This window comes from Flavobacterium solisilvae (assembly GCF_012911605.1).
GTDB classification, from domain to species: Bacteria; Bacteroidota; Bacteroidia; order Flavobacteriales; family Flavobacteriaceae; genus Flavobacterium; species Flavobacterium solisilvae.
Genome location: NZ_JAAMPT010000205.1, coordinates 154,420 through 175,014, shown reverse-complemented (window position 1 = coordinate 175,014; position 20,595 = coordinate 154,420). Strand labels below are relative to the sequence as shown.

21 protein-coding genes are annotated in these 20,595 nt (G+C 33.2%); 14 read left to right on the top strand and 7 right to left on the bottom strand.

The genetic code is table 11. The features are described from left to right. Positions 1 to 38: 38 nt before the first annotated feature. Positions 39 to 1,553, bottom strand: a complete 1,515-nt coding sequence (locus tag G6042_RS07560) for a helicase HerA-like domain-containing protein (RefSeq protein WP_169523697.1) — start codon at positions 1,551 to 1,553, stop codon at positions 39 to 41. Positions 1,554 to 1,948: 395 nt separating this feature from the next. Here G6042_RS07560 and G6042_RS07555 point away from each other — a divergent pair, with 395 nt between their 5' ends. From G6042_RS07555 to G6042_RS07510, 10 genes are all read left to right on the top strand, one after another. Continuing rightward, a complete protein-coding gene (locus G6042_RS07555) occupies positions 1,949 to 2,770 on the top strand; it encodes a MotA/TolQ/ExbB proton channel family protein (RefSeq protein ID WP_169523696.1) in 822 nt (273 codons plus the stop codon). A 38-nt stretch (positions 2,771 to 2,808) separates the two neighbouring features. After that, entirely contained in the window at positions 2,809 to 3,435 is a 627-nt protein-coding gene (locus G6042_RS07550) for an ExbD/TolR family protein (protein ID WP_169523695.1), read from the top strand. Positions 3,436 to 3,453: 18 nt separating this feature from the next. After that, positions 3,454 to 4,020, top strand: coding sequence for an ExbD/TolR family protein (locus tag G6042_RS07545; RefSeq protein ID WP_169523694.1), 567 nt, complete (start codon positions 3,454 to 3,456; stop codon positions 4,018 to 4,020). Between the two features lie 31 nt (positions 4,021 to 4,051). Beyond that, positions 4,052 to 4,852 carry an energy transducer TonB gene (locus G6042_RS07540; protein WP_169523693.1) on the top strand — a complete coding sequence of 267 codons (801 nt, stop codon included), beginning with the start codon at positions 4,052 to 4,054 and terminating at the stop codon, positions 4,850 to 4,852. A gap of 231 nt (positions 4,853 to 5,083) precedes the next feature. After that, positions 5,084 to 5,974: a PstS family phosphate ABC transporter substrate-binding protein gene (locus G6042_RS07535; protein ID WP_169523692.1), complete on the top strand. Its 891-nt coding sequence runs from the start codon at positions 5,084 to 5,086 to the stop codon at positions 5,972 to 5,974. 32 nt (positions 5,975 to 6,006) lie between these two features. Continuing rightward, on the top strand, positions 6,007 to 7,671 hold the full coding sequence (locus G6042_RS07530) for a tetratricopeptide repeat protein (RefSeq protein ID WP_169523691.1): 1,665 nt from the start codon (positions 6,007 to 6,009) through the stop codon (positions 7,669 to 7,671). Positions 7,672 to 7,785: 114 nt separating this feature from the next. After that, entirely contained in the window at positions 7,786 to 8,418 is a 633-nt protein-coding gene (locus G6042_RS07525; protein ID WP_169523690.1) for a 7-carboxy-7-deazaguanine synthase QueE, read from the top strand. A 1-nt stretch (position 8,419) separates the two neighbouring features. Beyond that, a complete protein-coding gene (locus tag G6042_RS07520) occupies positions 8,420 to 8,806 on the top strand; it encodes an energy transducer TonB (RefSeq protein WP_169523689.1) in 387 nt (128 codons plus the stop codon). 58 nt (positions 8,807 to 8,864) lie between these two features. Then, on the top strand, positions 8,865 to 9,269 hold the full coding sequence (locus G6042_RS07515) for a DUF2059 domain-containing protein (RefSeq protein ID WP_169523688.1): 405 nt from the start codon (positions 8,865 to 8,867) through the stop codon (positions 9,267 to 9,269). Positions 9,270 to 9,363: 94 nt separating this feature from the next. After that, entirely contained in the window at positions 9,364 to 9,753 is a 390-nt protein-coding gene (locus G6042_RS07510) for an energy transducer TonB (protein WP_169523687.1), read from the top strand. On the opposite strand, the gene G6042_RS07505 is transcribed toward G6042_RS07510, so the two are convergent. Further along, positions 9,750 to 10,451 carry a class I SAM-dependent methyltransferase gene (locus tag G6042_RS07505; protein WP_169523686.1) on the bottom strand — a complete coding sequence of 234 codons (702 nt, stop codon included), beginning with the start codon at positions 10,449 to 10,451 and terminating at the stop codon, positions 9,750 to 9,752. The two genes, G6042_RS07510 and G6042_RS07505, sit on opposite strands and share 4 nt — an antisense overlap. 73 nt (positions 10,452 to 10,524) lie before the next feature. Between G6042_RS07505 and G6042_RS07500 the strand changes: the two genes are divergently transcribed. Together G6042_RS07500 and G6042_RS07495 are read left to right on the top strand one after the other, a co-directional pair. Further along, positions 10,525 to 11,022 (top strand): YkgJ family cysteine cluster protein, encoded by a 498-nt coding sequence (locus G6042_RS07500; protein ID WP_169523685.1) that lies wholly within the window; start codon positions 10,525 to 10,527, stop codon positions 11,020 to 11,022. A gap of 1 nt (position 11,023) precedes the next feature. Continuing rightward, on the top strand, positions 11,024 to 11,413 hold the full coding sequence (locus G6042_RS07495) for a PH domain-containing protein (protein WP_169523684.1): 390 nt from the start codon (positions 11,024 to 11,026) through the stop codon (positions 11,411 to 11,413). Between the two features lie 91 nt (positions 11,414 to 11,504). On the opposite strand, the gene G6042_RS07490 is transcribed toward G6042_RS07495, so the two are convergent. After that, complete coding sequence (locus G6042_RS07490; RefSeq protein ID WP_169523683.1) at positions 11,505 to 12,725, bottom strand: exo-beta-N-acetylmuramidase NamZ family protein; 1,221 nt, start codon at positions 12,723 to 12,725, stop codon at positions 11,505 to 11,507. A gap of 4 nt (positions 12,726 to 12,729) precedes the next feature. On the opposite strand from G6042_RS07490, the gene G6042_RS07485 reads away from it, so the two are divergent. Then, entirely contained in the window at positions 12,730 to 13,962 is a 1,233-nt protein-coding gene (locus G6042_RS07485; RefSeq protein WP_169523727.1) for an ABC transporter permease, read from the top strand. A gap of 140 nt (positions 13,963 to 14,102) precedes the next feature. After that, positions 14,103 to 14,666: a hypothetical protein gene (locus tag G6042_RS07480; RefSeq protein WP_169523682.1), complete on the top strand. Its 564-nt coding sequence runs from the start codon at positions 14,103 to 14,105 to the stop codon at positions 14,664 to 14,666. Between the two features lie 47 nt (positions 14,667 to 14,713). On the opposite strand, the gene G6042_RS07475 is transcribed toward G6042_RS07480, so the two are convergent. The 4 genes from G6042_RS07475 to G6042_RS07460 all read right to left on the bottom strand — a co-directional run bounded on the left by G6042_RS07475 (position 14,714) and on the right by G6042_RS07460 (position 20,328). Then, on the bottom strand, positions 14,714 to 15,562 hold the full coding sequence (locus G6042_RS07475; RefSeq protein WP_169523681.1) for a TlpA family protein disulfide reductase: 849 nt from the start codon (positions 15,560 to 15,562) through the stop codon (positions 14,714 to 14,716). A 49-nt stretch (positions 15,563 to 15,611) separates the two neighbouring features. Continuing rightward, positions 15,612 to 16,568: a methylenetetrahydrofolate reductase [NAD(P)H] gene (metF, locus tag G6042_RS07470; protein WP_169523680.1), complete on the bottom strand. Its 957-nt coding sequence runs from the start codon at positions 16,566 to 16,568 to the stop codon at positions 15,612 to 15,614. Between the two features lie 104 nt (positions 16,569 to 16,672). Then, positions 16,673 to 19,339, bottom strand: coding sequence for a methionine synthase (metH, locus tag G6042_RS07465; protein WP_169523679.1), 2,667 nt, complete (start codon positions 19,337 to 19,339; stop codon positions 16,673 to 16,675). Continuing rightward, positions 19,339 to 20,328, bottom strand: coding sequence for a homocysteine S-methyltransferase family protein (locus G6042_RS07460; RefSeq protein ID WP_169523678.1), 990 nt, complete (start codon positions 20,326 to 20,328; stop codon positions 19,339 to 19,341). Before G6042_RS07460 ends, metH begins: the two co-directional genes overlap by 1 nt. Between the last annotated feature and the right edge of the window lie 267 nt (positions 20,329 to 20,595).

Genomic DNA, 20,595 nt, shown 5'->3' with positions numbered 1-20,595 from the left:
TAAGGTTAAAAGTTTTGGAAAGAACTTCCATCTTTCAACTATTTCTTAAACAATTTAGTCAATATCCCAAAAACGCCTCGAATAAAACTCGCACTTGTAACTACTTTCGTTACGGATTTTCCAATAACTTCAGCCGTTGAAGGTTCGTTGGACTTTCTTTTTTCTTCAATAGGTTTAACTTCTTCGGCAGCTTGATTGGCTTCTTCGATTTTTTTGGTCAAAATTTCATAAGCGCTTTCTCGGTCAATTTCTTCAGCATATTTTTTTACCAATTTTGATTTCGCATTAATCTCCAAAATCTCGGTTTCAGTCAAAACATCCATTCTACTCATTGGCGCACGCATCATTGTTGCTACTAATGGTGTTGGAATTCCTTTTTCGTTTAAAGCCGTTACAAAAGCTTCTCCAATTCCTAAAGAAGTTAAAACTTCATCGGTTTTATAATAATCGGATGTTGGATAATTATCAGCTGTTTGTTTAATCGCTTGTCTATCTTTTGCAGTAAAAGCGCGCAAGGCATGTTGAATTTTTAAACCTAATTGTGCCAAAACACTCGCTGGAACGTCCATTGGATTTTGAGTTACAAAGTAAATCCCGATTCCTTTGGAACGAATTAACTTTACTATTGTTTCAATTTGATCCAATAACGCTTTGCTTGCTTGATCGAATATAAGATGTGCTTCATCAATAAAAACAACTAATTCTGGCTGATCTGAATCACCTTTTTCGGGCATTTGCTGATAAATTTCCGCCAATAAACTCAACATAAACGTAGAGAATAATTTTGGCTTATCTTGAATATCGGTTAGACGTAATATATTAACGTATCCTTTTCCGTTTTCATCCAATCGCATTAAATCGTCAATTTCAAATGATTTTTCGCCAAAGAAAATATCACCACCTTGTTGCTCTAATTCAATAATCTTTCGAAGAATAATCCCAGTAGTTGATGTTGAAATTTTCCCATAATCAGCTGCTATTTCTGCTTTTCCTTCTTCAGTGATGTAATTAATAAGTTTTTTAACATCTTTCAAATCCAAAAGCGGCATTTTTTTATCATCACAATATTTAAAAATAACCGAAACCACACCAGCTTGAGTATCATTCAAATCGAGAATTCTAGAAAACAGAACTGGTCCAAACTCTGAAACCGTTGCTCTCATTCGAACACCATTTTGAGCCGAAAGAGTCATTAATTCAACTGGAAAAGAATTGGTTTCATAAGGTAGCGTTATCTTAGCATGACGTTCTGTAATAAATGGTTTCTCCTCACCTTTTGCTGCAATTCCAGAAAAGTCACCTTTTATATCCATCATCAAAACGGGAATTCCAAAGGAAGACAATTGCTCAGACAAAACTTGAATGGTTTTAGTTTTTCCCGTTCCTGTTGCGCCAGCAATTAATCCGTGTCGATTTAATGTTTTTAATGGAATCTTTACATGAGTATTTGGCAAAGCTTCACCATCTAAAATTGCTCCTCCAAGAATGATTGACTCTCCTTTTGTTGCATAACCATTATTAATATGCTCGCTAAAATCAGTTTGTTTTGACATAAATCTATCTATTATTTGAACTTTACTTCACGTATTTTCTGATGCAAATTAACATAAATTAACCAAAGAAAAAGTTAATAAGCTCCAAAATGTTAAAATTATAGCTAACTTTGAGTTTCACAAATAATTTATTTCAAATTATACAATTCTCAATACTTTTTACGTTATACTAAAAAGAATTATTTAAAATGATTAAATTGAAACCTCATTTTGTGTTTTTTTGAATAAAAATTATGAAATCGATTTAGTTAATTAATGAATATTGAAAGCTTAAAAAACACATAACCCAAAAAAAGTTTTTTTATTTAAAGTAAAAAATTAAATTTGCTCCTATTCAAGTTTATTAAAACTACTAATGACTTATAAATTATTAAAAACTATTAAATTTTAAAAAAATGGCAAACGGTAAAAAAGAAACAAGTTCAAAAGGTGTAGGAATGATGTCAGGTATCATCATCGTAGCATGTGTTTTTGTAGGATGGATAATTTGGCAATTCATCATGGGTAATGGAGCTAACTTTGAAGGTGGAGTAAACACAGGTCATCCGCTACCAGGAAACTATTTAGCGATGGTTTATAAAGGTGGACCAATTGTACCGGTTTTGATGGGATTATTCTTAATGGTAATTGTTTTTTCTATTGAGCGTTTCTTTGTTATCTCTAAAGCAAGCGGAAAAGCAAATCTTGACAACTTCATGAGTAATGTTCAAAGTAGCATTAAAGCTGGAAACATTGATGATGCAATCAGTGCTTGTGACAAACAACAAGGTTCTGTAGCTAACGCAATTAAATCAGCATTAGTAAAATACCAAGAGGTTAAAAAAGAAGGATTTACTAGCGAAGAAGCATCTGAAACTATACACAAAGAAATCGAAGAAGCTACTTCATTAGAAATGCCAATGTTAGAGAAAAACATGACTATCTTGTCAACTCTTGTAGCTCTTGGAACCCTTGCAGGATTATTAGGAACAGTAACAGGTATGATTAAAGCGTTTGGTGCATTAGCAACTGCTGGAACTCCAGACCAAGCTGCATTAGCAAATGGTATTTCTGAAGCACTTATCAATACTGCTACAGGAATTGCTACATCAGCTTTAGCAATTGTTACTTACAATTTCTTTACTTCTAAAATTGACACATTAACTTACTCTATTGACGAAGCTGGTTCAACTATCGTGAACACATACAGAAAATTCAGAGGAAGTTTAAAATCATAATTAATAATTAGAATTCTAATTATTTAAAAAATAAATAAATGGCTAAAGTAAAAATGTCTAAAAAAGCAACTTCCATTGACATGACAGCGATGTGTGACGTAGCTTTCCTTTTGCTAACATTCTTTATCCTCACGGCTACTGCAAAATCGCCAGAGCCATTACCAGTTGATACACCTTCATCTACTGTGCAGACTAAATTACCAGAAACGGATTTAGCTATTATAACAGTTGGAAAAAACAACAATGAAGATCAAGTATTTTACGGTTTAAAAGGTAAGGAACTACGCATTAAAACATTAGAGTTCATGGCTCAAAAATACAACATTTCATTTACCGATGAAGAAATAGCACAATTCGCTCTAATTGAAGAGTTTGGCGTTCCAATCGAAGCTTTGAAACAAGTATTGGCTATGAAAAATTCTGACAGAATTAAACAAGGAGTTCAGACAGGAATTCCTACCGACTCAATAAACAACCAATTAAAAGATTGGGTTTATACTTCAAGACAAGCAAATGCTGAATTAAAAGATGAAGATCTAAAATTTGCTATTAAAGGAGATGCTAAAGAATTATATCCTAGAATTCAAAAAATTATGGATATGTTACAAGATCAAGACGTAAATAGTTTCAATCTAGTTACTGGCTTAAGAGGGAAAGATTATTAATTTTAATAATAAAATATAATGGCTGAATTAAATACCGGCGATGGCGGTGGCAAAAAAGGCAGTAAAAAGGTAAGAAGTAAAAAATCCAACTCAAAAGTAGATCTTACTGCCATGGTGGATTTGGCATTCTTATTGATTACGTTCTTTATGTTGACGACATCTTTATCTAAACCTCAATCGATGGATTTAGGTTTACCTGATAAAAAGAAAGATCCTAATGAAAAAGAAGACGATATAAAAGTAGATCAAGTCCGAACAGTTACTATCATACTTGGAAAAGACAACAAAATCAAATGGTTTCATGGTTTACTTGAATCACCAGAACCAGGTGGAGCACCAGCTGATGGAACTTATGGCAAAAATGGAATTAGAAAAGAATTACTAAAAAGAGTTACTTCAATTCCTCAAGCAACAGGTAGTAAAGAAAAAGGAATGATTGTAATTATCAAACCTACTAAAAAATCAACTTACAGAAATTTAGTTGATATTTTAGATGAAATGGCAATATGTAATGTACCTACTTATGCAATAGTAAATGACATTACACCAGAAGAGCAGAAACTAGTAGATGAAATGAACAAGTAATGTCTTGTACTAATCTTTAAAAAAGTAAAAAATGAAATTAGACTTATTAAAAAGACAGTGGATAGACATCGTTTTTGAAGGAAAAAACAAGGCGTATGGCGCATACGAACTTCGTAAAGAAAATTCAAAAACAACGTTTCGTTCACTTCTAATTGGAGCTTTTATTTTTGGTTTGGCAGTAGCTTCGCCTCTGATAGCTGATTTAATACCAGATAGCAGTGATGAAGAAGCAGTCTTAGACAAAAAGATAGTAACCGTTAAGTTACCTCCAAAAGAAGAAAAAAAACCAGAAAATCTTCCACCTCCACCGCCACCACCGCCAAAAGTGGATCAGGTAAAATTTGTTAAACCAGTGGTTGCAAAAACAGAAGAAATTGTAGAAGATCCTCCAAAAATGGAAGATTTGAAGGAAAAAAAGATTGCTGACAAAACCATGGAAGGCGATCCAAATGCTAAAATAGCTATCGATCAACCTGTAGGAGATGGACCAGTTAATCAAGTAGTTGAAGAAGATAACGGAATTTATAACACGGCAGGTATCCAAGTACAACCTGAATTTCCTGGTGGAATGGATAAATTTTACAAGTTTATCTCAAAAAACTACAATACTCCTGAAGAAGAAGGCTTGAAAGGTAAAGTTTTTGTAACTTTCGTAGTAGAAAAAGATGGTTCACTAACTGATATCAAAGTAATTAGAGATATTGGATATGGAACGGGAAAAGAAGCTATTAGAGTTTTAAAATCTTGTCCAAAATGGAATGCAGGTGAACAAAATGGTAAAAAAGTAAGGGTTCAATACTCTTTACCTATTAGCATTCAATCTGCTGACTAATGTTATCAAGATTTATAGAAAATTTCAAGAAGAAATCGCTAAAAGAGCGATTTCTTCTCGTTATAGGAATTTTGTTTTTTTTGATTTATTTAACAATTGGACTAATCATTATTTTTTGGGAAAAACTACCTTTAAATATGCCGTCCAACTATAGAACTGCATTAGGAGTAATTCTAATAGTATATGCTTTTTTAAGATTTTTACGTTTTTTTAACACAGATAAAATTCAAAATGACTAAATTGCTCAAAACATTATCAGGGATATTACTAGTACTTGTACTATTCGTTTTTGCATGTCAAGACAAGAACAAAGAAACCATAATCAAAGGTAAAGCCACATTATTTGTAGACGAATCTATATTTCCTATAGTTGAAGATCAGCAAGCTGTTTTTGAAACCGAATATGATGCAAAATTAAAATTGATTACAAAATCAGAAAATGAAATCATCAATAGTTTAATGAATGACACCGTAAAAATTGCAGTATTACCAAGAAAACTATCCAATAATGAATTGAAAGCTTTTGTAGCCAAAAAAATCAATCCTAAAATGACACATTTTGCAACAGATGCTGTCGTTTTTATACGAAATAAAAAATCAAATGATACTTTGATTGCTCTTGATGATGTAATCAATTTCATGAAAGGGAATTCGGTTAATGGAATTAAAGGTTTAGTTTTTGATAATCCAAACTCAAGTTCTGTGCGATTAATTTCAGAATTATCGGGTATAAAAATTACACCACAAAAAAATATTTACTCATTTAACACCAATAATGAAGTAATAAAATATGTGGCAGAAAACGATGGAATGATTGGAGTTGTTGGTATAAATTGGCTAACACAAGCACCGTTAGACATGCAAAACAATGTTGATGCGGTTTCGGTTTTGAGTGTAAAAGACATAAATAAACAAGACTATATTTATCCAAGCCAAGATAATCTAGCTCAAGGAAAATATCCTTTGGCACGTGATTTGTATATTATCAATTGTCAGGGTTATTCTGGACTAGGAATGGGATTTGCTTCCTTTCTTGGTGGAGAAAGAGGACAAAGAATTGTGTTAAAATCAGGATTACTACCTGTTCGCATACCAAGTCGAAAAATCGTGATAAGAAAATAAAATTCTAAAGACAAAAATTAAATACAAGAAAAATGAAAACGATTAAAATTTTAAGTTTTGCCCTATTGGCTTCAACTTTTACAACGCAAGCTCAAGATTTAGAGCCAGCGAAAAAAGCCATCGATGCAGAACAATTTGAAAAAGCAAAAGGACTTCTAAAATCGATTATACAAGCTAAACCAAGCAACGGAAAAGCAGCTTTCCTTTTAGGAAACATCTATTTAAAGCAAAATATTGCTGACTCGGCTGCAATTTATTTTCAAAAAGGTTTAACAGCAAGTGAAAGTGCCAAACTAAATCACATTGGTTTAGGTCAAATGGATTTAGATGCGAATAATCATAGTGCTGCACAAGCTAAATTCGATATGGTTATTAAAGATTTGAAGAAAAAAGATACTGAGGAATTAGTTCACATTGCTCGTGCTTACATGAATGCAGACAAGCCTAATTACAAAAAAGCAATCGAAATCCTAAACAAGGCTAAATTAGCAAACCCAAATGATGCTCAAGTTCAACTAGCACTTGGAGATGCTTTTTATGGCGACAAAAATCAAAACGATGCTTATGTTGCTTATAGAAATGCGTATCAAACTGACGACACCTTGATAAGAGCAAAAATGCAATTAGGTGTGCTTTTGAAAGGTGCAAAAGCATACACTGAAGCCGTTAAAGCATACAACGAAGTTATCGCTATCAACCCAAATTATGGTCCAGTTTACAGAGAATTAGCTGAAACTCACTATTTATGGGGAAATAACGAACCAAAAACTTATACTGAAAACATCAAAAAAGCATTGAATTTTTATGAAAAATACATGAGCTTAACTGATTATTCTTTGAACTCTCGCATGCGTCATGCTGACTTTTTAATCTTAGCAAAAGATTATAAAGCACTAGAAACAGTGGCAAATAAAATGAAAGAATTAGATGGTGTAAACCCAAGAATTCTTAGATATTTAGGTTATTCAGCTTATGAAAATGGAAATATTGACGGTGCATTAAAAGCGTTAACCGATTATACTTCTAACCCAAATCATAAAATTATTGCAAAAGATTATGCTTATTTAGCACAAGCAAAAATCAAAAAAGCAATCACTGAAGATGGAAAAGTTACCGATGCTACTGCCTTAACTGATGCAATGACAACAGTAAAAAAAGCAATCGAAATGGATCCGTTAATTGCTAATGATTTGAATGAATTAGGAAAAAAACTATATGAGCAAAAAGCTTTTGGTGCTGCAGCAGCCGTTTTTGAAGCAGCCGTTAGTGTTCCAACTTCTAAAAATTACTTGATTGATAATTTCTATTTAGGAAACGCAATTTATTATGACAACTCTGGAAAAGATGCCGATAAAAGAGATAAAATTGCACTACAAAAAGCCGATGTTGCCTTTGGAAATGTAATCACAGCTTCTCCAACAACTCAAGATGCATACATCTTTAGAGCGAGAACTAATAAAATGTTAGAAAATGATCAACAAATGTCTGATTATTACCAACAGTATATTGATGTAGTTACAGCAAAAGGACAAGAAGAAATAACTAAAAATAAATCTAAGTTCACAGAAGCATACAACAATATGGCTGCGCATTATGCAAATTCAGATAAAGCTAAAGCTAAAGAACTTTTAAATAAAACGTTATCAATTGACCCAACGAATCAATATGCTTTAGACTCACTGAAATTATTAAAGTAATAAGAAAACAACTCTTAACTAAGCCATCCATTTTTTGGATGGTTTTTTTATTTAATGACATTTCAAAAACAAGCAGAACAAATTGAGTATCTTTGCAGACTATTTTTGATTAAAATGATTGCAAAAGAAATACAATTAGCAGTAAATAAAGGAGAAATGCTTCCGTTAATGGAAGAATTCTACACCATTCAAGGCGAAGGATTTCACACTGGAACTGCGGCTTACTTCATTAGAATTGGCGGTTGCGATGTAGGTTGCCATTGGTGTGACGTTAAAGAAAGTTGGAATGCCGATTTGCATCCACCAACAGCTACTGACATAATTGTTAAAAACGCTTCAAAATATGCCGACACTGTTGTAATTACTGGAGGCGAACCTTTAACTTGGGACATGACTTTGCTTACCCAAAAATTAAAAGCAAAAAATCTACGCGTTCATATTGAAACTTCAGGTGCTTATGATGTAACCGGAACTTGGGATTGGTTTTGTCTTTCTCCAAAAAAAACAAAGTTACCAGTTCAAACCGCTTATGATATTGCTGACGAATTAAAAGTAATCATATACAACAAACACGATTTTCAATTTGCCGAAGAACAAGCCGCAAAAGTAAATCCAAATGCTATTCTCTTCTTGCAACCCGAATGGAGTAAAAAAGATGAAATGACACCGTTGATTGTTGATTATGTAATGAATAATCCTAAATGGAGAGTTTCATTACAAACACACAAATACTTGAATATTCCTTAAAATGAAGAAAACAATTTTCTTTTTTCTAATACTATTAACTCCTATTTTTTCATTAGCCCAAATTGGTGGCGAAGATGAAGTTTATCTCGATGGAAGCAAAATTGATGCTAAATTCAGAGGTGACGATTCTATGGATGAATTTGGAAAATTCATCAGAAGTGAATTTGATTATTCAAAAGTTTCAAAATCTGGAACCATGATTTTTTCGTTTACCGTTGATGAAAATGGCGATATAAAAAACATCAAAGTCGTTCAAATGCTAGACATTGAATCAGCGACTGAAATCATTCGCGTGATGAAAAAATGTCCAAAATGGGAACCCGCCAAAAGAAAAGGAAAACCAATTAGCATCGAAATAAAATATCCTATGACTTTCAAGAAAAAATAGATTTCATTTCAAATGAAAATCACTATTTTTATACCATTAACTTTATTAAAAAAAATAAATGAAAAAATTTTTATTATCAATTACATTTGTATTCGTAACAAGTGTAATGGTTGCTCAAGAAAAACCAAACAAAGAAGATGTATTACAAGTAATTGAAAAAAGTGGTGCTTCTGGTCAGTTGAACGCTGCAAAAAAACAGTTGCTAACAATGATTCCTTCTGCTAAACAAGCTGCATTTGTAATTGAATTTGATGCTTTGATGAAAAAAGCAAACGATGCTACAGCAGAAATCTATATGGCTGAATATTCTAAAGAAGATATCAAAGCAATGCTAGCTTTTTACAATAGTCCAACAGGTAAAAAAATGGCCGAAAAAGCAGAAGCAATTGCCGAAAAATCACAAGAAGCTATGATGACTTTACAAGGCGAAGTTCAAACTATGATGACAAAATACATGCAATAATAGTTGTATTTTAAACTTACATAAGTCCCAACTTTTCATAGTTTGGGACTTTTTTTTGCAAAAAAAATCATATTTTTGGATAAACAACTAGCTTATGAAACATCTAGCAATTATCTTTTTGATGTTATTGTCAACTGAAATCCAAGCACAAGAAGAAGAAATTAAAATTAACGAAAACATCTACAATACTGCTGGAATTCAAGTGCAACCCGAATTTCCTGGAGGAATGGGAGAATTTTATAAATACATCGGTCAAAATTATAAAACACCGAATGTTAAAGGTTTAAAAGGCAAAATATTTTTAACTTTTATCATCGAAAAAGATGGAAGTCTAAATGATATAAAAGTTATAAGAGATATTGGTCATGGAACTGGAGAAGAAGCTGTACGAGTTTTAAAAATTTGTCCAGCATGGAAACCAGGCGAAGTTGATGGTGAAAAAGTTAGAGTTCAATATTCATTGCCTATATCTATTCAAAATTAAGTATAAATTTTCGCCAAATAATCAAAATGCTTTCCTTCCATAATTAATTCGCAGTTCAAACCATTGGCATGCGCTGCATTTTGTAGCGTATTGTAATCCATATACAACCAAGGAAACGGTTCGTCAGTTTGACCTTTATAAGAAACCGTAAAAACTAATTCGCCATAATATTGATTAGCAGGAACGAGATAACTTCCGTCTTCATCTTCGTCATACATATAGATGATATCCGAACTATCGATTAAAATTTGACCGTTTGGATTGAGCAACGATTTTAATTTTTGCAGATATTTTGAACATTCCATCAACGTTCTGAAAATTCCTGTTCCGTTCATTAAAAGCAGAATAGTATCAAATTTGTCATTCTCAATAGCTAAAACATCTTGAACTTTTACGTTCTTCAAACCTCTTAATTGACAAGCTTTCACAGCATTTTCAGAAATATCAATAGATGTTACGTCCAATCCTTTTTCTTGAAGATACAAACCGTGACTTCCTGCGCCACAGCCTACATCGAGTACTTTTCCTTTGGCGAGTTGCAATGCTTTTTGTTCCAACTTTGGCATCGATTTAAAATCTCTGAAAAGATACGCAACATCCATTTCATCGGCTTCAGAGATATTGGTTTCTGTGATTAAATCTTCTGGCGAATTATGAGTTTGAAAATCAAGTATGGCTTTTCCGAAAAGGTCTTTCATAGTTTAATTTGGTTTTTCGGTTATTTGATTATTCGTTTTGTGTAATTTTGTGGCTCAACATCAAATAACCAAATTGACAAATCCACAAATTAACATATTACAAAAGTTGGCCAAAGATAAGCATAACGAAAACAAAAAGTATTTCGATAAGCTTAAAAAGAAAACGCCTAAAAATCTGGATTATGTAATGCAAGATTTGCACGAAGCCGAGTTTAAAAAAACCGATTGTTTGGAATGTGCCAATTGCTGTAAAACAACTGGTCCACTTTTCACTTTGGCTGATATAGAACGAATTTCAAAGCATTTTCGACAAAAACCGCAACAGTTTATTGACCAATATTTACGCATTGATGAAGACAATGATTATGTTTTGCAAAGTGTTCCGTGTACTTTTTTAGAAGCCGACAATAAATGTTTCATCTATGATGTTCGCCCAAAAGCGTGTCGCGAATTTCCACATACCGATAGAAAAAAGTTTCAGCAAATATCCAATTTGACATTAAAAAACGTAGAAATTTGTCCGGCAGCATTTAATATTGTGGAGGAAATGAAGAAAAAATTACCTTTATAATATGAAAATATACAAATCAAAAATCGATTGGTGGCTAATTATTCTAATTCTTATACTTTTTGGCTATCCAATTGTTGATGGAATTCTCAGTAAAGAATATGTTTTATCACTAGTTTTTGGATTGATTTTAATTATTTTTTTCTTTTTATCTAAAACCATTCAGTATAAAATTGATGGCGAAAATTTAGTTATTTGGAAAACAAAAATCGATATTAAAACCATCAGAAAAATTTATAGAACAAACAATCCTTTGAGTTCTCCAGCAATGTCTTTAGACAGAATTGCTATTGTTTACAATAAATTTGATGAAGTTTTACTTTCTCCTGAAGAAAGAGATGAATTTATAAATGAACTCTTGAAAATCAATCCAAATATTGAAATAAAACTTTGAATATTGTGTTCTTCGTGCTTTCTTTGTGTACGTTGTGGTTAGATTTAACCACGAAGTTCACTACGATTTTTCACAAAGTTCACAAAGAATTTTATTTGTAAATCAAATAGTTGCGACGCATTGTTTTAAAATTATTCAATCCTTTTTCCCAAGATTTTCTGATTTCATTTTCAGAAACTCCTGCTTCGATTTGTTCTCTTAACTTTTTAGTTCCGGCTAATTTTACGAAGAAATCATTAAAAAATTTCGATTTATCCGACGTTGAATTGTAGGCTTTAATCAACCATTTTAATTCCAACTGTTTCACTTTTTCGATCTTAGTTAAATCTTCGCCATAGCATAATTTTCCGTTATGCATTGGATCTTTGGCACCAAAATTAGGCATTGGCGTAAAACTGAAACTACTTTTTGGCAGAAATGGCGAACCATAAATTTGGAATTGCATTTCGGTTCCACGACCAGAACTTACATTTGTTCCTTCAAACAAACATAAACTCGCATATAGATTTATCGATTGATCATTCGGTAAATTTGGCGATGGTTTAACCGGCAAACTGTACGCCATTTCTCGGTTGTAATTCAAACACGGAATAACTGTCAGCTTACATTCTACGCCATTCTTAAGCCATTTTTCGCCGTTAATCATTTTGGCATATTCACCAATGGTCATGCCGTGAAGCAACGGAATTTGATGCATTCCAACAAAACTTGTATGTTCTTTTTCCAAAATTGGTCCGTCAACAATACTTCCGTTTGGATTTGGTCTGTCTAGTACAATTAACGGAATATTATTTTCGGCACAAGCTTCCATAATATAATGCAACGACGAAATATAAGTATAAAATCGTGCACCAACATCTTGTAAATCAAAAACTAAAACATCAATTCCGGCCAATTGTTCCAGTTTTGGTTTTTTGTTATTTCCGTATAATGAAATGATTGGCAAACCCGTTTTAGTGTCTTTTCCGTCTTTAATCAATTCGCCAGCATCGGCAGTTCCACGAAAACCGTGTTCTGGTGCGTAGATTTTTTGGACATTGATTTTTTTGTCTAAAAGAAAATCAACCAAATGCGTTTTATCAGAAAGAATTCCGGTTTGGTTCGTAATAATACCGATTTTTTTATCTTTTAACAAAGGCAAATAAGCCACATAATTATCGGCTCCAGTTTTTATTTCTACCAATTGCTTCTCAGCAATAACTTCTATTTTCTCTTCTCTATTTTCTATTTTCTTAGTAGAACTACTACCACAAGACAACATTAGTAAAACCGAGAATAAAACTGTATTTTTGAACACTGAAATTGAAATCATACCATTGAAATTAGAATATTTTATAGCGAAACGACTGATTACTGCTAAAGACCATAAAAGTAGTATTTCTGCACCAATTATAAAAATTGCCATCATCGCCATTGCGTTAGGAATGATTATGATGATTGTTTCAGTCGCTACCGGTATTGGTTTACAGCAAAAAATACGCCAAAAAGTTTCGGCTTTCAACGGACATATTATTATTTCGAGTTACAACGACAACCAATCGGATGTTAGCACCAAACCGATTTCTATTTATCAAAAATTTTATCCGAAATTTAATGGTGTTGATGGCATCAATCACGTTCAAGCTGTTGCCGGAAAAGGCGGAATCATTAGAACAGAAAACGCTTTTGAAGGTGTAATTTTTAAAGGAATTGGCAAAGATTATAAATTGGATAACTTGGAAGAATATTTGGTTCAAGGAAAATTACCCAATTTAAAAGCCAATCTCAACGAAGAAGTCATCATCTCGGAATTTCTTGCTAACCGATTAGGTTTGAAACTCAACGATAGCTTTGTTACCTATTTCATGAAAGAAGATAACGACGGTTATAATTTGAGAAATTTTAAAATTGTTGGGATTTACAATTCCGGTTTTCAGGAATTTGACGCCAATTATGTTATTGGAGATATTCGTCATATTCAACGAATTAACAAATGGAAACCGCATGAAGTGGGTTCGTTTGAAGTTTTTATTGACGATTTTGACCAAATCGATTTAAAAGGACAACAAGTTTATGAAGAAACCTCATCAACGTTGGATTCAGTAACTATCAAGGAAAAATTTTACTATATTTTTGAATGGTTAAAGCTTTTCGACTTTAATATTATTGTGATTCTTATTGTGATGATTGCCGTTTCTACGATTAATATGGTTGTGGCATTATTGGTTTTGATTTTGGAACGAACCCAAATGATTGGGATTTTAAAATCACTTGGTGCGAACAATTGGAACATTAGAAAAATTTTTATTTACAATTCGTTTTACTTGATTACCAAAGGACTTTTTTGGGGAAATTTAATTGGAATATCGCTTTTATTACTTCAAAAATATTTTGGTATCATTAAGCTCAATCCCGAAAGTTACTATGTAAACGAAGCTCCGGTTGATATTAATTTATTCTACATTTTACTGCTAAACATTGGAACGGTTGCCATTTGTTTATTGGTTTTATTAATTCCTTCCTATATCATTACCAAAATATCGCCGTCTAAAGCGATACGGTTTGATTAGATTTATTTATTATATTTGGTAAATGGCTTGTTTGGAATTGTTTGAAAATGTATTTTTTTTAACTAATTATACCATGAATAATTCTAAAATAATAAAACTCAAAAAAATCTAAACCAATCTTCTATGAGAACTAGAAAGTTATGAAAAAGAAAAGTTATTACGATTTATTAAATGAAGAAATTATCAATGGTTTCAAGATAACTTACCAAGATAAACTATCTACCTCTGAATGGCAAAATAAAAGAGAGCAAATAATTTCTAGAGACAACTGTAAATGTATAAAATGTGGAGAACCCAAAATAACACTTTATGGGATGGGATTGAGAGAAATGAATCAATCTGAAAGAGATGAACGTTGGGAAAGAATATCACAAATTCCAAATTCTCCAATTAAATTTTCTAAAGACAAAATCGTATATCCTCGTGTGACTGTTCAACTTCATGTTCATCATAAATATTACATATTAAACAAGCTTCCTTGGGAATATCAAGACATTGCTTTAATAACACTTTGTGATTTATGCCACAAAGAAGTTCACAATACGGAAAAAATACTTGTTTTTAAAGACGATTCATTGACTGAAACTATTGATTTAGAAGCGTGTAATAATTGTAATGGAAGTGGATATTTAAGTCATTATAAGTATTATATGAACGGAATTTGTTTTAACTGTAGTGGAACAGGATATTTTGAATTAAAATAAAAACTTTTTAAAGATACAACTTATTTTTCAATGCATTTAACACAACCCTACTCATTCCCCATTTGAAACGCTGGACCAGCATCAACTGAATATTTTTTAGCTTTTACCAACTTAGTTAGTTCCGTTTTTATTTCTTCCATTCTGTTGTTGTGTTTAAAAAAACTACCAGTGTAAACAATTTTTCGGTTTTCATCAATAATCAACGTAGTGGGAAAGAATTTTATCCCAAAACGATCTACTAAATGTTGGCTATTCGGCACAATCGTAAAATCAAATTGTACTTTACTTAGTAATCGGTTTATCTTTTCTTTATTGTCATAGGTTACGCCAAACCAAGCCACGTTATTGGTTCCAAATTGTTCTTTCAACTTATTCATTTCCGGCATTTCTTTGATGCATGGTGCGCAAGTGGTAAACCAAAAATCGAGCACAATAATTTTATTTCCAATGCTTTCAAAATCGTGCTGATTGCCATCAATATCAACCATTACCAAATCATCAAGAACTGATTTTTTCAGTTTTTTACGGTTTTTTTCATCGGCTTTGATGTAATCATTAAAATCCTTATTGGTTTCCTTTACTTCCGCTTTTTCACGTTTGTATAACACATAACTGAAGCTATTGCTTATCGTATCGCGATAAAATTTCGTACTATATCGATAACCATCTTTTGTTTTAGTAATTGAATCTGCATATTTCTGATCATATGCGGAACCATCTTCCAAAAAATACCGAGTAGTTTTATGAATACTATCTTTTTTGGCTAAATTATCATTCAAATAATCAATGTATTCACCAATCTTAATTTTCTTAGTTGAAGCCGATAAAAAAGGATAATCTTGAGCGAACATCGACAGGTTCAATCCAAGGAAAACGATCAAAATAATTTTCTTCATTTTATTTGGTTTAGAACGATAACGATAAAATTATCCATTTATTACTTTACTAAAAAACTTCTTTGGCAATTGCTTTGATATTCTCAGATTTTCCCATCGAATAGTAATGCAGTACCGGAATTCCAGCTTTGACTAATTCTTTACTTTGAGCAATACACCATTCAATACCAATTTGCTTTACAGCGTCGTTATCTTTAGCTTTTACAACAGCCATAATTAAATCGTCAGGCAATTCTAGTGAAAATCGATGCGGAATTAAATTCAATTGCTTTTTGGTTGCAATAGGTTTCAATCCGGGAATAATTGGCACAGTAATTCCCGCAGCACGGCATTTGGCAACATAATCAAAGAATTTTTTATTGTCAAAAAACATCTGTGTAATAATATAATCAGCTCCGTTTTTTATTTTTTGTTTCAAGAAATGAATATCGCTGTCCAAACTTGGCGCTTCCATGTGTTTCTCAGGATAACCGGCAACGCCAATGCAGAAATTGGTTTTGGCAGAATTTTTCAAATCTTCATCCAAATAAATTCCTTCATTCAAGTTACTGATTTGCTTCACCAAATCGGAAGCATATTCGTTTCCTTCTTTCTCCGGTTTGAAATAGGTTTCGTTTTTCAATGCGTCGCCGCGAAGTGCCACAACATTATCAATACCCAAAAAGTCCAAATCAATCAATAGATTTTCGGTGTCTTCTTTGGTAAATCCGCCACAAAGAATATGCGGAATGGCATCGACATCGTATTTGTTTTGAATTCCGGCACAAATTCCCACGGTTCCAGGACGTTTTTTTACAATTTTCTTTTGCAAAAGTCCGTTTGGCAATTCTTTAAATTCATATTCTTCACGATGATACGTTACGTCAATAAAAGGCGGATTGAATTCCATCAACGGATCAATTCCGTCAAAAATTGACTGAATATTTTGTCCTTTCAACGGCGGAAGTATTTCAAACGAAAATAATGGTTTTCCGTTGGCGTTTTCTATATGTTGGGTTACTTTCATTTGCCTTTCCCAACCCTTTCCAAAGGAAAGGGCTTTTTTTGGGTGTATTTTTAGTTAAACATTTCTCATAATAATTCCTTCCCTTTGGGAAGGCTAGGTTGGGCTTAATCTGCTATATTCGGCGAAAGCCATTTTTTTGCTTCTTCAAAAGTTATACTTCTTCTTTTGGCATAATCTGTTACTTGGTCTTCTTTTATTTTTCCAAGTCCGAAATATTTACTTTCCGGATTTGCAAAATAATATCCCGAAACCGATGCTGCTGGCCACATTGCCATGCTTTCAGTTAGCTTCACTCCTATTTCTTGTTCTACATTTAATAATTTCCAAATGGTTGGTTTTTCCAAATGGTCTGGACAAGCCGGATAACCTGGTGCAGGACGAATTCCTTTATAATTTTCTTTAATCAAATCATCATTCGATAAATTTTCATCAGAAGCATAACCCCAAATTTCTTTTCGGACTTTCAGGTGTAAATATTCGGCAAATGCTTCGGCTAATCTATCGCCTAAAGCTTTTACTAAAATGGAATTGTAATCGTCTAATTGTTTTTCAAATTGAGCTGCTTTTTCATCTACGCCAAAACCTGTTGTAACACAAAAACATCCTATATAATCTTGCTTTCCGCTGTCTTTTGGCGCAATAAAATCGGCTAAGGCAATGTTTGGCGCGCCAGCCGTTTTTTGAGATTGTTGGCGCAAAGTCAAAAATCGAAAGTCGAAAGTCGAAAGTTCAATATCGTCATCATTAACAGTATTCGCTGGATAAATTCCGAGAATTCCTTTGGCAATAAACCATTTTTCTGAAACGATTTGCTGTAACATTTTTTGAGCATCATCAAATAAATTTGTGGCTTGTTCGCCCACAACCTCATCGGTTAAAATTGCCGGATATTTTCCGTACAATTCCCATGACTGAAAAAATGGTGTCCAATCGATGAAATCAACCAATTCAGAAAGTTCAACTTCAACAGTTTTTGTTCCAATGAAATTTGGTTTTACCGAAGTGAAATTATCCCAATCCAATTGTAATTTATTTCTACGTGCTTCTTCTATCGAAAGGAAATTTTTGTCGCGACTTCGACTTAAATAACCGTCACGAAGTTTGTCGTATTCTTCACGGATTGCCTTTACATAACTACCTTTGGTTTCTGCCTGAAGTAAATTACTAGCAACCGTTACGGCACGCGAAGCATCGTTTACGTGTACGACAGTTTCCTTATATTCCGGTGCAATTTTTACAGCCGTATGCGCGCGAGAAGTTGTTGCGCCACCAATCATAATTGGGATTTTAATATTCAGTTTATCCATTTCTTTGGCGAGATAAACCATTTCGTCCAATGATGGTGTAATCAATCCGCTTAAACCGATGATATCTACATTATTTTCAACCGCAGCTTGAATGATTTTTTCCGGCGGAACCATAACTCCTAAATCAATGATTTCGAAATTATTACAACCCAAAACGACTGCTACAATATTTTTCCCAATATCGTGAACATCACCTTTAACCGTTGCCATCAAGACTTTTCCCGCAGAAGATGATTTTCCATCTTTTTGTGCTTCGATAAATGGTAACAAATATGCCACTGCCTTTTTCATTACACGTGCTGACTTTACCACTTGTGGCAAAAACATTTTTCCGCTTCCGAACAAATCACCAACAACATTCATTCCTGCCATTAAATTGATTTCGATAACGTCAATCGCTTTTTCAGAATGTAATCGAGCTTCTTCGACATCAATTTCGATGAATTCGTCTATTCCTTTTACCAATGAATGTGTCAATCGATCTTGAACCGAACCGTTTCGCCATTCTGCAACTTCTTTCTCATTTGATTTTACATCGCCTTTGAAACTTTCGGCTAAAGTCAACAATCTTTCAGTTGCGTCTTCTCTCCTATTTAGCAACACATCTTCAACGTGTTCCAATAAGTTTTTATCAATTTCATCGTAAATCTCCAACATTTCTGGATTTACAATTCCCATCGTCATTCCGTTTTGAATAGCATGATATAAAAACGCCGAATGCATCGCTTCACGAACTTTGTCATTTCCTCGAAACGAAAACGAAACGTTACTTACACCACCCGAAATATTAGCATACGGAAGATTTTCTCTTATCCATTTTGTAGCTCTAAAGAAATCTAAAGCATTTAGTTTGTGTTCTTCCATTCCAGTTGCAACCGGAAAAATATTGGGATCAAAAATGATGTCTTCGGCTGGAAAACCTACTTCATTAACCAGAATATCATAACTTCTTTTGCAAATTTCAATTCGCCTTTCGTAAGTATCAGCTTGACCAACTTCATCAAACGCCATCACGATAACCGCCGCACCATATCTTTTTATCAATTTGGCATGATGAACGAATACTTCTTTTCCTTCTTTTAGTGAAATGGAATTCACAACACCTTTGCCTTGAATAACTTTTAATCCGGCTTCGATAATTTCCCATTTGGAACTATCAATCATCACTGGAACTCTAGCAATATCGGGTTCGGCAGCAATCAAGTTAAGGAATTTGGTCATAGCATAAACGCCATCCAACATTCCTTCATCCATATTGACATCGATGATTTGTGCGCCACCTTCAACCTGAGCACGAGCAATATCAAGTGCTTCTTCGTATTTTTCTTCTTTTATTAATCGAAGAAATTTACGTGAACCGGTAACATTGGTACGTTCGCCAACATTGATGAAATTACTTTCGGGTGTTATAATTAAAGGTTCAAGACCTGATAATTTTAGATATTTATTCTTTACTTCCGTCATTATATTGTTTCTAAAATTTGTCTTGGTTTGAATTCTTTGGCAATATCGGCAATTGCTTTGATGTGTTCTGGTGTTGTGCCGCAACATCCGCCAATGATATTGATTAAATTATCTTGTAAATATTCTTTAATTAATGCTTGCATTTCGGATGGTGTTTGGTCGTATTGCCCGAAAGCGTTTGGTAAACCTGCATTTGGATGCGCTGAAATATTGAGTTGTGTATTGTGTGCCAATCTTTTTAAATAAGGTTTTAATTGGTCGGCTCCTAATGCGCAATTAAAACCAATGCTCAACAACGGAATATGCTGAATGGAAATCAAAAATGCTTCAACTGTTTGACCTGAAAGTGTTCTTCCTGAAGCATCAGTTATTGTTCCTGAAACCATTACTGGAATATCTAAATTTCGCTCTTCTTTTACTTCTTCAATGGCGAAAAGTGCGGCTTTTGCGTTTAATGTGTCAAAAATAGTTTCTACTAATAAAACATCACAACCGCCATCAATCAATGCTTCAACTTGTTGTTTGTATGCAATTCTTAAATCATCAAAAGTTACTGCTCTAAATCCTGGATCATTAACATCTGGCGACATGCTTGCTGTTCTGTTCGTCGGCCCAATTGAACCAGCTACAAAACGTGGTCTATCTGTAAATTCATCGGCAACTTCTCGAGCGATTTTGGCGGATTGATAGTTTAATTCGTAAACTAAATCTTCCATGTGATAATCGGCCATTCCGATGGTTGTTCCAGAGAAAGTATTGGTTTCTACAATATCGGCGCCAGCTTGAAAATACAGTCGATGAACTTGTTTTACAGCTTCGGGTTGTGTGATGGAAAGTAAATCGTTGTTTCCTTTTAACGGATGTGGAAAATCTTTGAAACGTTCGCCTCGGAAATCTTCCTCGGAGAAGTTGTTTCGTTGTAGCATTGTTCCCATTGCTCCGTCGAGGACGAGAATTCTTTCTTGTATGGCTTGGTTTATTTTTGACATATTGTTTTGTTTCACAGAGTTGCACTAAGTTTTCACAGAGTTTCACAAAGTTTATTTTTACACGAATTGCACGAATTTGCACGAATTCTTGATGCTTATTTATTACACGAATTATAAAAACTTCGTTTTTTGTAAAACGTGCTTTTTATTGTTTTTTTTTAAACCATTAAGTAAGTTAAGTTTATTAAGAAATAGTTCTTTTGGAAACTTGATTTTGCAAAAATGGTTAGCTTTTTAGCCCTGATTGCAGCGGTATCTTTTTATTTT